Source organism: Halalkalirubrum salinum (genome assembly GCF_005543295.1).
In the GTDB taxonomy this organism is placed as follows: Archaea; Halobacteriota; Halobacteria; order Halobacteriales; family Haloferacaceae; genus Halalkalirubrum; species Halalkalirubrum salinum.
The window spans coordinates 40,187-55,842 of record NZ_SRSG01000029.1; the positions used below are offsets into that span (position 1 = coordinate 40,187).

Sequence of the window (15,656 nt, forward strand, 5' to 3'; positions counted from 1 at the left end):
TCATGCCAGGAGCATACCTTCGCGTCAAATGTGGCGACTGTGAGAACGAACAGATCGTGTTCGAAAAGGCTGCAAGCCTCGTCGGCTGTGCGGTCTGCGGCACCACGCTCGCAACCCCGACCGGCGGCAAGGCCGAGATCGAACACGAGATCGTCGAGACTGTCGAGGCACGATAACCGATGAAGTACAGCGGCTGGCCCGAACCTGGCGACCTCGTGGTGGGGAAAGTCGACGAAATCGCCGACTTCGGCGTCTTTGTCGATCTCGAGGAGTACGAGGACAAGCGCGGGCTTGCCCACATCAGTGAGGTCGCCAGCGGCTGGATCAAGAACGTTCGCGATCACGTCCGAGAAGGACAGACTGTGGTTGCAAAGGTGTTAGAGGTCAACGAATCCTCCCAGCAGATCGACCTTTCGATCAAAGACGTCAACGAACACCAACACAAAGAGAAGATCCAGGAGTGGAAAAACGAACAGAAAGCAGACAACTGGATGCTGCTCGCCCTCGGCGAGGACGTTGACGACGAGACCTACAGCGCCGTCGCGAACGCCATGCTCGCGGAGTACGAGACGATGTACGAGGCCTTCGAGGCGGCGGCGATCCACGGCACGGAAGCCCTCGAAGACACGGATCTCGACGACGAGGAGATCGAGGCGATCGTCTCGACTGCCCGCGAGAACGTCTCTGTGCCGTACGTGAATGTCACTGGCTACGTTGACCTGTCGATCGCGACCGGCGACGGCGTTGACGCGATCAAGGAGGCGCTACAGGCGGCGGAGGGCAACGGCGAAGTTCCAGACGAGGTCGAACTGTCGGTCTCGTACGTCGGCTCACCAGAGTACCGGATCACGGTCAAAGCGCCCGATTACAAGACCGCCGAGGCAGAACTCGAAGCCAGCGCCAAGCGCGCCGAGGAAGCGATCGAGACGATCGGCGGCGAGGGCGACTTCCACCGAGAACGACACGAAGACGACGAGTAACCGTATCTGCCCCTGTGGCTCTCAACTATATTCATGAAATCTGATATCCGAGTGTGCTCGGCGTGGCGCGATGCACACGATCGACCGGTGTACTCGCTCGGATCGACCTGCCCCGACTGTGGGGCGCCCACCGAAAACAGTGCGCCCGCACCATTTAGTCCGGAAGATTCCTACGGCGAATACCGGCGGACCCGAAAACAAAAACGCGCTCACGACGGCCGTGAGTAGCCACGTATTTTTCATCGGATAAAAAGCCCGATCGGATCGATCGGTTCCGACGGTATCTTATGCGGCGCACGCACGAGTACATAGCATGGATTCGATCGATATCGAGTACGTCGAATCACCGGAGTTGGCGGAGCCGGTGTTGATCGAGGGATTGCCAGGCGTCGGTCACGTGGGGAAACTCGCCGCCGAGCACCTCCTCGAAGAGTTGGACAGCGAACTGGTCGCTCGACTCTACGCCGACGAGTTTCCGCCGCAAGTGGACATCGACGACGAAGGCATCGCCTCACTCACCTGCGCGTCGTTCCACGCGGTATACACCGACGGAGACGGCCCGGATCTGCTGGTGTTGACCGGCGATCACCAGGCGTCGACGAACGACGGCCACTACCGGCTGACGGACGCAATCCTCGATGTTGCTGAGGAGTTTGGTTCCCAGCGAGCCTTCGCACTCGGTGGCGTTCCGACCGGCGAACTCGTCGAAGAGTACACCGTGTTGGGGGCGGTAACGGCCGCAGAACAAAAGGCTGCGCTGGAGGACGCAGGCGTCGAGTTTCGTCCTGACGAGCCCGCCGGTGGGATCGTCGGCGTCAGCGGGCTGATCCTCGGACTTGGAGGTCGTCGCGGCTTCGATTCGGTCTGTCTGATGGGTGAGACGAGCGGCTATCTCGTCGATCCGAAAAGCGCACAGGCAGTTCTTGAGGTCCTCCAGGAAATCCTCGACTTCGAGGTTGACTTCGGCTCGCTCGAAGATCGTGCAGAAGAGATGGAAGAGGTCGTCGGGAAGATCCGCGAGATGCAAGACCAACAGCAGGCCCAACTGCCAACTGACGACGAACTCCGATATATCGGCTGATCGCGCGCGGTTGTCGATCGGACCGCCGTAGCCGGCAAACATATACCCCTTCCACGAGGACCGTCTGGGTATGGAACCCGTACGCGTGGCCGGTGTCGGGCTCACACACTTTGGCCGCACGCCAGCACGAACCGGCAGAGAACTGTTCGCCGAGGCAGCCGATCGTGCGTTTGCGGACGCCAATGTCGATCGATCGGCTGTTGAGGAACTCGCGGTCGGGAACTTCATGGGTGTTGACGCGGAGCGACAGGGCCACCAGGGTCCAATTCTCGCCGACGCCGCGGGCGTCCAGTGTCCGGCAACGAGGTACGAGTCGGCGTGTGCGTCCGCCGGCGTGGCCGTCCGTCAGGCCGTCCGGGCGATCCGGGCAGGTGATGCGGACGTGGTCCTCGCTGGGGGCACAGAGCGAATGACGAATCTCGACACGCCGGCGGTGACGGATGCATTAGCGATTGCTGCCGACGAACTCTTTGAGGTTCGTGCGGGCGTGACCTTCCCCGGTGCGTACGCGCTGATGGCACAGGCGTACTTCGATGCCTTCGGCGGCGATCGAACCGATCTGGCCCACATCGCCTCGAAGAATCACGAGAACGCGTTGGTGAACGAGTACGCGCAGTACCAGCGCGAGATCAGTGTCGCGGAGGCCCTTGACGCGCCGATGGTGGCGTCGCCGCTCGGGCTATTCGACGCCTGTCCGATCACTGACGGCGCGAGTGCGCTCGTTCTCGTCTCCGAATCGTACGTCGAGGAATATGACCTTGACGCGCCGGTTACCATCACCGGCAGTGGCCAGGGCGGCGATCGGGCGGCGCTTGCGGAACGAACCCACATCGCCCAGACTCCCGCAGCCACGACAGCTGCAACTGCGGCCTACGAGGACGCGGGAGTCGGCCCCGAAGATGTCGATGTCGCAGAGGTCCACGACTGTTTCACGATCGCGGAGGTGCTCGCGATCGAATCGCTTGGCTTCTATGAACCAGGTGAGGGGATCGGCGCAGCCCGCCGCGGTGAAACGACTGCTGACGGCCAGCGTCCGATCAACCTCTCGGGCGGGTTAAAAGCGAAAGGCCATCCGGTGGGCGCGACCGGCGGGAGCCAGATCGCCGAGATGACGCGGCTGTTGCGCGGCGATCATCCGAACAGCGATCACGTCCCTGAGGCGACAGTAGGCGTCACGCACAACGCCGGCGGGACAGTCGCGAGTGCTGTCGTTCACGTGCTGGAGGTGGACCGATGACTGACGATCGTGACTCTGCTGACGAGACCGCGTGGTCGAGTGAACACGGCTCCTACGAGGAGTGGCTGGACGCGATCGCCAATGGGGAGGGATACTATCTCGAATCTCCGGCCGGATACGGCTCGCTGCCGCCGCGGCGGGTCTGTCCACACACTGGTTCCCCAGCGTTGACACACAAACCGCTTCCCGAGTCGGGGGTGATCGTGTCCGTTTCCGTCGTCCACGTCGCAGCGCCCGGCTTTGCCGACGATGTGCCCTATGCCACCGCAATGATTGATTTCGGTCCTGTCAGGGTATCTGGAATCGTCCGCGGACGGGATCCTGTGGCAGTCAAAACGGGCCAGCAGGTACGGATCGGCGTCGAAACCCGCGAGACGACAGACGATCGGCTCGTGGTCTTTCGACCAGTCGAGGATTCGTAGCGGACTGCAATCGAACGTGGCGATCGACTACTCTTGGAGCGCTTCAGTTGCGACCGAGAGGAACTCCTCGGGAAATTCGACGTGCGGAAGCAACATCGCGCGATCGAAAACGACAAGGCGTGCATCCGTTTCCTGTGCCAGCTCGCGCCCGTCAGACAGCGGCGTGATGTCTGTCTCGCGTCCCCAGACCATCGTCACGGGAATCGAAAGTGATGAGAGCGTCTCTGCGAGATCGATATCCGAGTTGAGATAGCCGCTAATGAACGATGCCGGCGCGTAGCGGGCGTTCGGCTGGTGGGCGGTTGCCCATTCGTAGTCCTGCCACTCTTGCCCAGCCTTCGAGGCGTCGTAGTAGCCGTGATCATCGTTGAAGTAGCGGATCGACGGCTTCGAGGCGATGAGGTTGTACAGCGCTTCGCCGACGATCGGCGATCGAACCAGCGTGTGGAGCCAGCCCTTCGGCGGCTCGGGCCCGGCGATCGCCGTCGGGCAGATCAAAAACAGCGACGACACCGCCGTCTCGGTGGCCGCGGTGGCCGCGTACGCGCTTGTGAGTGAGGAGGCAACCACGGCTGGTTCGTCGTATTCTGCGAGGAACTCGGTCACGAAGTCTTCGTACAGCGCCGCAGAGTACCGAAGCGGCGGTCGATCCGAACAGCCAAAGCCCGGAAGGTCAGGCGCAACGACGTGATACTCCTCGGCCAGTTCGTCAAATACTGCTCGAAACTCGCCGCTCGATCCGGCTGCATTGATCCCGTGGAGCAAGACGACAGTCTGGGTGCCCGGATCGCCAGCCTCCGTGTAGGCGATGTCCATCCCGCGCCAACGATACACGTCGTGGCTACCCGTAAGTGGTGCTTCGAGTTCTGGAGCGCTGTTTCGGAGTTGCCGGTTGACCGCTACGAGTCCACCGAGTCCGGCTGCCGTGTAGCCGATCGCTCGTCGAAGATTCATACAGACGAATAGTCCGTCAGGAGTGTTAAACCCCTCTTCGAACCGGTGGTCGCTCACACAGAGACTGCGTGCTGTCCGCCATCTGTCGTACTCATTCGATCGATTCGATCGGCTCAGCTGCCGCCCAGATCGATTCAAATCCGTCGGCGACCCGGGCGGAAAACCGTGGCGTGCGGAGGTTGAGCATGCCGAAAAGGTGGTTCGGCTGTATCGGATCTGGAACCTCAAGACAGACCTCGGCGCGATCAATGAGATAGAAATTTCCGTACACTGCATCGCTGACGCGGAGTTCGAACGGTGGCTTGGCAATCGTGAATGCGGCTGTTTCAGCATCGACTGCCGAAACCGCGTCAGCGTACACTGGCGGTGAGAGCAACACAGAGACGTCGATTCCGTCGTTGATTGCGTCAAGTAGCCATTCAAGCAACGCCGTTCCTTCATTGTCGACGTCGAACTGCTCGGAGACTCCCGCAGCGGTGAGCACAATGGATTCTGCTGCCGTATCGAGCCGCTCTAACAGGAGATCGAGTGAATCATCGGGTCCTACCGCAGCGGTCCAGAAGTCATCGACCGGCTGATCGATACCTGAGAGCGATTCAACGAGTGTTGATTGGTTCGCCTCCAGCCGATCGATTTCGGCTGACAGTTCGGAAGTACGCGATTCAACAAGTCGCGATACTGCCGTCTCCGGTTCGACAGGGACATACCGTTTTGGCTTTTCGGTGGTGTGTACTCGGACCAACCCACGTGACTCTAAGCCACCAAGTGAGTCATAGATCCTCCCAGTCGGAACACCACTTTCTTCGACAACATCCGAGGCAGTCCCGCTCCCGAGCGAAAGCAATGCCCGGTACGATCGCTCTTCGTAACTCGACAGCCCCAACTCGTGAAGTGTTTCCATACATTCTCACAGGAACTGAACACAAAAAAGCGTACGATCGACTCACCGCGCTCTTGGGCCAGAATCTGTCGGCGTACTATTCTCTCTGGTTCGTCTGCACAGTGGCATACTTATCAAGAAACAAATAATTTGTTTCCTCCTGTTTGCGAAGTGTATTACACGTACGTGGCATAATCATATCTACGTACATATGAGAGCGCTCCAGTTGGCGGCTATCTGTTTGTTTGTAACTGCCGTCATTGTCTCTGGAATCGGAACCGCTCAGGATGTTGACGATTCCCGTGGTGAACCGGAAATTGAAGCGTATGCGCCAGAGACTGCGTTCGTTCCGGGTGAAGAAGCCAGCCTCGACGTTACGTTCAACAACCGCGGTGATCTCAGCGATCGCGGCCGTGAGGATCTCGAAACTGACGTTATTACGGCGCAGTCTGCCACTGCCCGCATCGTTACAGACGACGAAACTGAGGACGATGTCCCATTCGACGTTCGGACAGGCGAACAAGCCGTCGGTGATATCGGCGAAGGAACAACTGGCCCCGTTTCGTTCACCGTCGTTCCGGATGCTGACGCTGAGCCGGGCGTCTACAAGGTGCCGATCGAGTTGGAGTACCGCCACGCTTACAATTCAGAGATCGAAGACGGTTCCACGATCCAAGACGAGCGCGACGAGACAGAAACAGTCTACGTCGAAGTAGAGATCACGGATCGTGCACAGTTTGCCGTCGTTGACATCAATTCGACGGTTCAAGCAGGCACATCCGGGCTGGTAAACGTGACGATGCGGAACGTCGCGGACGGCCTCGCACGTGATACAGACGTCACGGCGACGCCAGTCGACGGAGATATTTCGTTTTCGACGGACTCAGGAACAACTGACACGTTCGTCGATCGGTGGGAACCCGGTGAGAACCGAACCTTTACCTACCGAATGGATGCGGCCGCCGATTCGACAGAACGTCCTTCGACGTTCGAACTCGACGTTGCGTACCGTGACAACGAGTCTGCGGACGCGACCGCACGAACGGTTCGGACCGGGGTCACACCACTCGGCGAACAATCGTTTGGCGCTCAAGGAATAAACAGCTCGTTGCAGATCGGCGAGGACGGACACTTTACTGCAGAGGTCACGAACGATGGACCAGTGCCCGCTCAGGACGTGATCGTCGTATTCGACAACGAGGCCCCGGCGGTTGAAGGGGTAACTGAAGAGGCGGTGCCGACCGACCCGAACGTTGTTCCGCGGGAAACCCAGGCGACTGTTGGCACACTCGATGTTGGTGAGTCCGCCACAGTAACACTTGAAGCAGGAATCCGAACCGACGCCCTCGCTGGCAATCGCACACTGAACATCGCAACGCGGTACCGCACAGCTGACGGAGATGTTTCGGTTTCGGATCCACTCGATGTTGTCGTCCCCGTCGCGGAGGAGCAAGATGTCTTTGCGGTATCGCCAGCGACACCAAACGCAACCGTGCCGTCGAACGCAACTCCCGGCGACACCGTTCGGTATGATGTTGTCGTCGAAAATACTGGCGACGAGCGCGTCGAAGACGTCCAGGCGAAGCTCTTCGCAAACGATCCGCTGGATGCAACCGACGACGAGGCGTTCGTAACCGCCCTCGAGCCAAACGAGTCTACGACAATGAGCTTCGAAGTCGAGATTGACGGCAGCGCCTCCGCAAAGACGTACGCCACAAGCATTGATCTCCGATATCTCGATGAGGATGGGGACGAGCAGCTCACAGACACCTATCGACTGCCTGTCGATGTCGTCGAATCGACGGACCCTGGACTCCTCGAGTCAGTGCTCACCGCGCTCACGGCGGACCGACGATCGATTATTCTCCTCAGTGTCGGAGTGTTCGGGATTGCAGTCGTTTATACTCGTGGTCGAATTGCAACTGCGGCTACGCGGTCCCGTGACTGGCTCCAGCGCCGCCTCAAGTAGATGGGACGCACCGAACGCCTCCTCAAACACAGCGCGACGGCCACGATCGATCGACGTCGACAGATCGTCGTTGTCTGTCTCCTCATCACGGTTGCATTTGCGCCGGGAATGGCACTGTTAGAGTCTGAGGCAGGGAGCGATCAGTTTGCAGACGATATTCCTGAGTCCGACGCGCTCGATCAGGTCAACGAACAGTTTGAGCCGGCCTTCGGTGGTGACGATCCGAGCACACAGCTCATCCAACGCGATACGAACGTGCTTGACCGCAGGGGGCTTCTCAATATGCTCGAGACTGCTGAGCGGATCGAAAACCGCGATGACCTCCGTGTTTCGGAATTTAATTCACCCGCCTCCGATGTTGCCCAAGAACTCGATCCGGATGCGGACACGATCGCTGCACAACGATCGGCAATAGAGGGTTCGACTGAGGGTGAAGTCCGCAATGCGGTCATCGATGCCGGTGAAGACCCGGCGTTTTCGACTCTCCTCGCAGACGATTACAACCCGGAGTCCGGAACTGCCTCTGCATCCCTCGCTGTCTTTACCCATGACTTCCCGGAAGAGCCGGATCTGACCACTGTCCAAACAGACGCTCAAACCATCGCCGAGCGGTCTCCTGGCGATGTGACTGTCTTTGGCAGTGGTATTGTCGACGATGAGTTTGAAAGCGTTATTTTCGACTCGTTGGCGATCGTCGTCCCGGCCGCACTCGTGATCATCCTCGGGCTGTTGGCGTACGCGTATCGTGATCCTTTTGACTTCCTTCTCGGCGCGATCGCACTGGTCATGACGATCATCTGGACGTTTGGATTTACTGGGTACGTCGGAATCGCATTCTCGGACGTGTTAATTTCGGTGCCGGTTCTGCTGCTTGCGATTGGTATCGATTTTGGCATTCACACAATCAACAGGTACCGTGAGGAGCGGATCACTGGTAGTGACCCCGAGACAGCAATGGAAACTTCGTTACAACAGCTGTCAATCGCGTATTCGATTATTGCGGGAACGACAATTATTGGCTTTCTTGCGAACCTGACAAGCGGCCTTGATCCCCTTCGAGAGTTCGGAATCGTCGCCGCGATCGGGATCGTGTTCACGTTGGTCATCTTTGTCGGATTTTTGCCAGCAGCCAAACTTGTGGTCGACGAGTGGCGGCTCGATCGTGGCGTCCCAGTGTTCAGTGACAGACCCATGGGATCGGAGGGATCTATTCTTGGATCGGTACTGCCAGGATTGTATCGGCTGTCGCGGCCTGCACCTGCGATATTCGTCGCCTTCATGCTGGTGCTTGCTGGTGGGGCGGCGGTGTACGGATCCGGGGTTGACACTACCTTCGAGGACGAGGACTTTCTCCCGCCGTCTGAAGAGCCCATGTACGTCCAGTATCTGCCGGGACCGCTTGAACCACAAGCGTACACGGTTACCGGCACGATCAATTTCTTAGAAGAGACCTTTGAGAGCTCCGAAGACGACACGGTCACGATCTATATTGAGACACGCATGGCAGACGATACGGCGCTGCGGTCGCTTGAACGCGCCGAGGTAGACCCGCCGTCAACGTTTGTTGAAGCCGATGGCCGCGCACGAACGGACAGCGTCGCCGACCCAATCGACGCCTACGCCGATGAGGATCCAGAATTCGCTGCGCTCGTCGACCAATCGGCACTCGATGGCGGCCAGCCGAATCGTAATACCGATCGGATATACAGCGAACTGCGCGATTCAGACTTCGAGGGATTCACTGACCAGTACCTCACTGACGATAACCGTGCGACTCGGGTCGTCTACGAGGTCCGCTCAGACGCTGCTGACGATGAAATCACCGCTGACGCCCGCGCTGTCGCTGAGCGGTACCGCGGCGACGCGATAGCAACCGGCCAAATCATCGTGTTCCAGGCGGTGGCCGACGAAATCTTCGACTCGGCAATCGTCTCGCTTGCTACGGCGATCGGGCTCTCGGCAGTCTTCCTTATTGTTTTATTCGGCGTCTTTTTGGGCCGTCCATCACTTGGGCTCGTCACACTTGTTCCAGTGACGGTTGCAATATCGGTGTTGACTGCCTCGATGCGATTCGCGGAAATCCCATTCAACGCGCTCACAGCGACGATACTGGCCATCACAATCGGGCTCGGAGTAGACTACACGGTCCACGTTACCCACCGATTCTACGATGTGTACGAAGAGACTGGTGACGTCAACCACGCCGTTGTGACGACACTCCGTGGAACCGGTGGTGCGCTCACCGGAACGATGGCGACGACTGCTTTCGGGACGGGAGTACTGGTGCTCGCAATTACCCCCCTTTTGGGACAGTTTGGATTGTTAACAGCAGTGAGTATTATTCTTGCGTACCTCGCATCACTGATCGTGCTCCCGCCTGCGCTCGTGGTTTGGGTTTCGATCATCGATCGCCAACCGATGTTGCTGGCAGTCGGTCGGATTCGAGAGCGTCTCCCCTAAAAGCGAGTCGCGGAGACTACTCCTGTCGATCAGAGCGTGGTTTGATCGTCTCTCGAAGCGGCTCTAAAAGTTCGTCGGCGATCGTGTAGGGGTCTGTCTCGCGAGCCGCAACTCGCTCCGCAAGCGCGTCGATGCCGCCACGTCGATCGATTTCTGCCTCTAAGAGTGTCGCAGCATCCGATCGGAGGTGTTGTCTGATCTCTTCGGCTGCCCGGATTCGCGCGTTTCGATCCAGCCCGCCCGTCGTTTCGAGGTGCTCGCGATGCGACGACAGCGCCGTGAGTAAATCCGCAAGCCCGTCTCCCGCTGTGGCGACTGTTTCGACAACCGGCGGCTCCCAGCGATCGCCCTCGTCGGCTGGATCAGCGCGGTTGAGGTGATCGGGTATCTCAAATCCGTGGTGGCCCGTCTGCAGGCCGTGGGTGGGATCGTTGCGCATGTGGATCATCTCTTCGAGGTCCGCGACGGTTTTGGCTGCCCCAGACATGTCGGCTTTGTTGACGACGAAGACGTCGCTGATCTCTAAGATCCCCGCTTTGAGCATCTGTACGTCGTCACCTGAGCCAGGCTGGACGAGGACGACGACCGTATCGGCCGTTTTGACGATGTCGACCTCGCTTTGGCCTGCGCCGACGGTTTCGATCAGAATCCGGTCTTTTCCAAACGCATCGAGGGCTTTGACTGCGTCGGCGGTCGCCGTCGAGAGTCCACCGAGCTGGCCGCGGGCACTCATCGATCGGAAGAAGACGTCCATGTCGCCGACGTTTGAGGCCATCCGGATGCGATCGCCTAACACTGCGCCACCGGTGTACGGCGAGGAGGGGTCGACTGCGATGACACCGACAGTCTCGCCTCGATCGCGGTAGCGTTTTGCGAGTTTGTCGACGAGTGTCGATTTCCCTGCGCCCGGACTGCCGGTGATCCCGACAACACTCGCTGTGCCAGTGTGTCTGTGGAGTTCGGAGACGAGTTCGCGGTACCCTGGCGATCGGTTTTCGATCTTCGTGATGGCTCGTGCGAGCGCACGGTGTTTCCCTGCCAACAGCGCCGAAATAAGCTCGTCTTGATCAACCCGACTCATCGAGGCTCAGGGACGCTCCGGGGCATTTTCGCGGACAAACTCGATCGTCTCTTCCATCGGCGTCCCCGGCCCGAAAATCTCTGCGACGCCGAGTGATCTAAGCTTCTCACGGTCGTCTTCAGGAACGATTCCCCCGACGATGATGAGCGTATCTTCGAGGGCATCGTACGATTTGAGCCCCTCGATCACCTTCGGAACGAGGGTGTTGTGCGCGCCCGACAGGATCGAGATACCGAGAACGTCAACATCCTCTTGGACAGCCGCCTGAACGATCTCTTCGGGTGCGCGGTGTAATCCCGAGTAGATTACCTCGAATCCCGCGTCTCGGAACGCACGGGCGATGACGTGCGCGCCGCGATCGTGGCCGTCGAGTCCGACCTTCGCCACGAGACAGCGGATCGACCGTTGCGCGGTATCTGTGCTCATAGCGGCTCATTCGGCTACCAATCGCTTGACTCTAACGGAAAATCAGGGACAATTCGATTATCAGATCGGGTGGGTTTTTCACCAGACGGTCCTTCCAATGGCGTATGCGTATCGTGTTCGTGTCGATGGAGACGCCACACTGGCGCGATACCCCCGCTGTTGTCCGACTCCACCGGCTCGCGCGGGCGCTTGCTCGGCTCGATCACGACGTTTTCGTCTGCTGTGCGCGGTGGTGGGACGGCGAACACCAGACGTTCGAGCAACACGGAATCACCTACCGGGCGATCACCGACGACCGATCGCTGCGAGCGTTTGCGACGAAGCTGCCGTTTGCGCTCCGAAAACTCTCACCGGACGTAATCCACGCGATCAACAGCCCACCGGCACACGTTCGGGCGGCCAACGCAACCGCGACGTTCCTCCGGGTACCGGTCGTCGTCGACTGGTGGTCAGATGTCGATAGCGATCCCGTGCGTGGCTATCGCAAGGCGGTCTCTGGGTGCGATCGGATCGTCGTTCCCTCGCGAATGGTCGCAACGATGGTCCGCGAACACGGCGCACGCGAATCAGCTCTGGATGTCATCCCCGAAGGCATCAACATGGACCTCATCCGAGAGACACGACCTGCTTCGGATGTGGATCTGGTCTACAGCCGGCGACTCGACGAGCACGCCAACGTCGAGACGTTCCTGTTGGCGCTCGCAGAGTTGCGCCGCCGCGACTGGTCGGCAGTCGTTATTGGTGATGGCCCAAACAAGGATACGGCTGTTCAGACCGCTGCAGATCTGCGAATCGACGACAAGGTCGAGTTTGTCGGTGATCTGCCGATCGACGAGCGTGTCGCATACATGAAAGGAGCGCACGTGTTCGCCCAAACGGCCGAATTCGAACCCTTTGCGACGGATCTCCTGTGGGGATTGGCGTGTGGGTGCGTTGGAATTGTCGAGTATCAGGTCGGCTCCAGCGCCCACGAACTCGTTGAGGGCAAATCAAAACTGCAGGGGACGCGTGGGCGGTTGGTCACCTCCCCGCAGGAGTTGGCCGACGAGGTCATTGCAACCCGATCGCTCGAACGAAAACAGATCGACGAGGCCTACGAGGCGTACAGCTATGAGTCGGTGGTTGATCGCTACCAGTCGGTGTACGAGCGGGCGCGATCGAACCGCGGACTGTTCTGAGACGCCTAATCCGTTCGAGCGACGGTTACTGATCGTCGTAGTCGCCGCCGTACTTCAAGAAAAACAACGCGAACGCGAGCGTCGAGACCATTGCGACGAACGAGGCCACGCCAAGCGTGAGCGCGGAATCTGGCACTGATGGTGGACCGCCGCCCCCACCACCGCCGGCCTCAACTGTTTCAACCTCGCCGACAGCGACGCCGCCGATCATTCCGAGGTCTTCGTGTGGCACGCACACGTACTGGGTGATCCCCTCGTGGTCTTCAGTTGCCTCGAACTCGTACGTTTCGCCTTCCTCGTCGACTGGATCGCCGCTGTCGAGGTCGCCTTCCGCCGGCCCGTCTTGGGCAACGACGTTGTGGCCACCACCCTCTCCTGTCCACTCGAAGACGATCGTCGTTCCCGGATCGACCCACACACCGGTCGCATCGAAGGCGAGCCCATCGCTACCTGCACCGACCGAGACCGTGACCTCGTCGGAGCCGCGGGCGTCCTCGTAGGTGCCTTCATTCGTTTCACCGAACCAACTGCCCCAGTCGGGCTCTTCTTCCTGTGCCGCTGCCGTTCCGGAGACGCCTGCAACGGCGGCACCGCCGGCCGCCGCTCCGGTCGCAGCGCGCATGAATCCCCGGCGAGAAACGTCTGCGTTTTCGCTCATACCTCGGGGTTTGTATCCGATCGTAGTGAATACTTTGGTTCGCCGTCGTCGATTGGTGGCCGCTACACTACAGGGTATAGTTGTGTTCGCCCGTCTCGGTTTCTAAAAGCGCGGTGAGCAGCTCGATCGTCGCGTCGATATCGTCGACGTGGGCGGTTTCAGTCACTGTGTGCAGATACCGCGTCGGGATTGACAGCGCACCAACGGGCGTCGCGCCGTGGGTGTTCTGGAATCCGGCGGTGTCGGTGCCACCGGCGGGAAGCACCTCGAGTTGGAACGGGATCTCACGATCCTCGGCGAGCGTTTTCATCCGTCGGTGGACCTTCGGGCTCGTGATGACTGAAGAGTCTTTCAGCTTGATCGCCACACCATCCCCGAGCGACGTCACTGCGTCGGCCTCGCTGCCGATCGTCGGCACGTCGTTTGCGACGGTCACGTCGAGCGCGATCGCCAGATCTGGATCGATGTCGACCCCGAGCGCTGTCGCGCCGCGCAGGCCCACCTCCTCTTGAACGGTTGCCGCAAAGTGGATCGTCACCGCAGGGTCCTCGATCCGACGCGCCGCTTCGAGCATGGCTAACAGACAGACGCGATCGTCGAGCGCCTTGCCGGTGACCATCTCGCCCATCTCGATCGTCGTCTGCTGGAGTGTGACCAGGTCACCGACGGAGACGCGATCCTCGACTGTCTCTCCGTCGAGGCCGAGATCGACGTAGACGTCTTTGACCTTGTCGTCGGCCGATCGCTGCTCGTCGGTAAGTGTGTGGGGCGGAACCGACCCGATGACTCCGGTGAGGTCCTCGTCGTCGGTGTGGACGGTGACTCGCTGGGCGCGGAGCACGCGCGGATCGAACCCACCGAGGGCGTCGAGCTGAACGAATCCTTCGTCGGTGATGTGCCGAACCATGAACCCAATCTCGTCCATGTGCGCCGCAACCGCGACAGAGTAGGGTGAATCGCCTTCGATCGTTCCAACGACGTTACCCATCGCGTCAGTCTGAACGTCGTCGACGGTTTCAGCGAACTCTCGGCGCACGATCGTCCGTACCCGATCCTCGTAGCCGGCAACGCCGCTCGTTTCAGTCAGCTCACACAGCAGGTCGAAATCAAACTCCATACCGAGTGATTCGGCTGGTGGATACTAAAACGCCGAGTTCCCGGCGAGCGCGATCGGTAAAACTTTCAATTAGTTTGGAGTGATTCCGGAACGCTTTTGACTCCGATACGTGCATGTGCAGGTATGACAGATGTTGAAGCGGAGCTTCGAGAGCAGTTCACTGAGGCGTTCGAGGGTGCGGACTTCCCCGTGAGTAACCAGATGGATCTCGTGCCGGCACTTCCGAACGGCCCCGGTACAAAATTTGAGGCGGGCGACGTGAGCTTCACCGCGATGGAGATGGCCGCAAAGCTCGGTAGCCACCAAGAGTTCCCTTACGACAACGTTGAAGACCTCGTTGACAACGTGATCGAGGGACTCAAAGCCGAAGATATGATCTAAATTAGCTACGAGCACGGATTTCAGCCGATCGACCCACGCGAGCGAGCAATTCTTGTTTCCCGACGTTCTACTGCACAGTGTGCCGCTTGACGCTCTTTCGACAATTCCCTCCTGGTTCCTTTTCGGCGTGTTAGGTGGAGTTGGCGCTTCGATCGCCGTTGGGAGCGCGTTTTATTTCGGCGAACGATTCTTTCCGGCACCCGAGCGAACAAGCCAGCGACACAATCCGGGTGCGTCACGCCGACGATCAGAGATCCGCGCGTATCTCCGAGCGATCGAGGAGCCATTTACTGAAGGCGCGGAAGTCGCCGGCGAGGTCGTCGACTTTTATCTCCCGGACAGAGACGTCGTGGTGACCTTCGACGCGCGGATCTACTTCGCGCTGCAGTCACACACCGCCTACGTCATTCTCTGTGAACACGAGATGCCGGGCGCGCAACTCGGTCGACGGCTTCCCTTCGAGGTCCCACGGCTCGGGCCGTCACTCGACAGCACGCCAGACCCAGTCGTCGCTGCTTTCGATCGCCTCGACATCACTCCCGGTGCGGACGAGTCTGAAATCAAGCGCGCGTATCGCGATCGGGTCAAGGAGGTCCACCCCGACCAGGGAGGAACAAGCGCCGAGTTTACGCAGGTTCGCGAAGCCTATTCGACCGCGCTGAATCACGCCGGTCGACAGTCCTGACCGGTGGTCTCCAGAGAGTGACGATCACTTGCTACTGTTGGATTTGTACTCCCTGCACTCGCTACTGTTAGATTCGTACTCCTGCACTCGCTACTGTTAGATTCGTACTCCTGCACTCGCTACTGTTAGATTCGTACTCCTGCACTC

At 59.5% G+C, this 15,656-nt stretch carries 17 protein-coding genes; 11 read left to right on the forward strand and 6 right to left on the reverse strand.

The window, feature by feature from the left end:
* Window positions 1-2: 2 nt before the first annotated feature.
* The 6 genes from E5K03_RS11325 to E5K03_RS11350 all read left to right on the forward strand — a co-directional run bounded on the left by E5K03_RS11325 (window position 3) and on the right by E5K03_RS11350 (window position 3,720).
* Complete coding sequence (locus E5K03_RS11325) at window positions 3-176, forward strand: 30S ribosomal protein S27e (RefSeq protein ID WP_138006953.1); 174 nt, start codon at window positions 3-5, stop codon at window positions 174-176.
* Window positions 177-179: 3 nt separating this feature from the next.
* On the forward strand, window positions 180-980 hold the full coding sequence (locus E5K03_RS11330; protein ID WP_138006954.1) for a translation initiation factor IF-2 subunit alpha: 801 nt from the start codon (window positions 180-182) through the stop codon (window positions 978-980).
* A gap of 33 nt (window positions 981-1,013) precedes the next feature.
* Window positions 1,014-1,208 (forward strand): RNA-protein complex protein Nop10, encoded by a 195-nt coding sequence (locus tag E5K03_RS11335; protein WP_138006955.1) that lies wholly within the window; start codon window positions 1,014-1,016, stop codon window positions 1,206-1,208.
* Window positions 1,209-1,293: 85 nt separating this feature from the next.
* Window positions 1,294-2,061, forward strand: coding sequence for a proteasome assembly chaperone family protein (locus E5K03_RS11340; RefSeq protein WP_138006956.1), 768 nt, complete (start codon window positions 1,294-1,296; stop codon window positions 2,059-2,061).
* A gap of 70 nt (window positions 2,062-2,131) precedes the next feature.
* Window positions 2,132-3,298, forward strand: a complete 1,167-nt coding sequence (locus tag E5K03_RS11345) for a thiolase C-terminal domain-containing protein (RefSeq protein WP_138006957.1) — start codon at window positions 2,132-2,134, stop codon at window positions 3,296-3,298.
* Window positions 3,295-3,720: a Zn-ribbon domain-containing OB-fold protein gene (locus E5K03_RS11350; RefSeq protein ID WP_138006958.1), complete on the forward strand. Its 426-nt coding sequence runs from the start codon at window positions 3,295-3,297 to the stop codon at window positions 3,718-3,720. Before E5K03_RS11345 ends, E5K03_RS11350 begins: the two co-directional genes overlap by 4 nt.
* A gap of 27 nt (window positions 3,721-3,747) precedes the next feature.
* Here the strand turns inward: E5K03_RS11350 and E5K03_RS11355 are convergent, their stop codons facing one another.
* Both E5K03_RS11355 and E5K03_RS11360 read right to left on the reverse strand, forming a co-directional pair.
* Window positions 3,748-4,674, reverse strand: a complete 927-nt coding sequence (locus E5K03_RS11355) for an alpha/beta fold hydrolase (protein ID WP_138006959.1) — start codon at window positions 4,672-4,674, stop codon at window positions 3,748-3,750.
* A 91-nt stretch (window positions 4,675-4,765) separates the two neighbouring features.
* On the reverse strand, window positions 4,766-5,575 hold the full coding sequence (locus E5K03_RS11360) for a TrmB family transcriptional regulator (RefSeq protein WP_138006960.1): 810 nt from the start codon (window positions 5,573-5,575) through the stop codon (window positions 4,766-4,768).
* Between the two features lie 190 nt (window positions 5,576-5,765).
* Here E5K03_RS11360 and E5K03_RS11365 point away from each other — a divergent pair, with 190 nt between their 5' ends.
* Both E5K03_RS11365 and E5K03_RS11370 read left to right on the forward strand, forming a co-directional pair.
* Window positions 5,766-7,523: a COG1361 S-layer family protein gene (locus tag E5K03_RS11365; protein ID WP_138006961.1), complete on the forward strand. Its 1,758-nt coding sequence runs from the start codon at window positions 5,766-5,768 to the stop codon at window positions 7,521-7,523.
* A complete protein-coding gene (locus tag E5K03_RS11370) occupies window positions 7,524-9,983 on the forward strand; it encodes an efflux RND transporter permease subunit (protein WP_138006962.1) in 2,460 nt (819 codons plus the stop codon).
* A gap of 16 nt (window positions 9,984-9,999) precedes the next feature.
* Here E5K03_RS11370 and meaB read toward each other — a convergent pair whose 3' ends face one another.
* Window positions 10,000-11,064 carry a methylmalonyl Co-A mutase-associated GTPase MeaB gene (gene meaB, locus E5K03_RS11375; protein WP_138006963.1) on the reverse strand — a complete coding sequence of 355 codons (1,065 nt, stop codon included), beginning with the start codon at window positions 11,062-11,064 and terminating at the stop codon, window positions 10,000-10,002.
* 6 nt (window positions 11,065-11,070) lie between these two features.
* Window positions 11,071-11,490 carry a cobalamin B12-binding domain-containing protein gene (locus E5K03_RS11380; protein WP_138006964.1) on the reverse strand — a complete coding sequence of 140 codons (420 nt, stop codon included), beginning with the start codon at window positions 11,488-11,490 and terminating at the stop codon, window positions 11,071-11,073.
* Window positions 11,491-11,594: 104 nt separating this feature from the next.
* Here E5K03_RS11380 and E5K03_RS11385 point away from each other — a divergent pair, with 104 nt between their 5' ends.
* The gene (locus tag E5K03_RS11385; protein WP_138006965.1) at window positions 11,595-12,668 is read left to right on the forward strand and encodes a glycosyltransferase family 4 protein; all 1,074 of its coding nucleotides are present in this window, start codon (window positions 11,595-11,597) and stop codon (window positions 12,666-12,668) included.
* A gap of 25 nt (window positions 12,669-12,693) precedes the next feature.
* Here E5K03_RS11385 and E5K03_RS11390 read toward each other — a convergent pair whose 3' ends face one another.
* Both E5K03_RS11390 and E5K03_RS11395 read right to left on the reverse strand, forming a co-directional pair.
* Window positions 12,694-13,326 (reverse strand): halocyanin domain-containing protein, encoded by a 633-nt coding sequence (locus E5K03_RS11390; RefSeq protein ID WP_138006966.1) that lies wholly within the window; start codon window positions 13,324-13,326, stop codon window positions 12,694-12,696.
* 67 nt (window positions 13,327-13,393) lie between these two features.
* Complete coding sequence (locus E5K03_RS11395; protein ID WP_138006967.1) at window positions 13,394-14,443, reverse strand: M42 family metallopeptidase; 1,050 nt, start codon at window positions 14,441-14,443, stop codon at window positions 13,394-13,396.
* 123 nt (window positions 14,444-14,566) lie between these two features.
* Between E5K03_RS11395 and E5K03_RS11400 the strand changes: the two genes are divergently transcribed.
* Window positions 14,567-14,824 (forward strand): MTH865 family protein, encoded by a 258-nt coding sequence (locus E5K03_RS11400; protein ID WP_138006968.1) that lies wholly within the window; start codon window positions 14,567-14,569, stop codon window positions 14,822-14,824.
* Between the two features lie 79 nt (window positions 14,825-14,903).
* On the forward strand, window positions 14,904-15,509 hold the full coding sequence (locus E5K03_RS11405; protein WP_138006969.1) for a J domain-containing protein: 606 nt from the start codon (window positions 14,904-14,906) through the stop codon (window positions 15,507-15,509).
* Window positions 15,510-15,656: the final 147 nt, after the last annotated feature.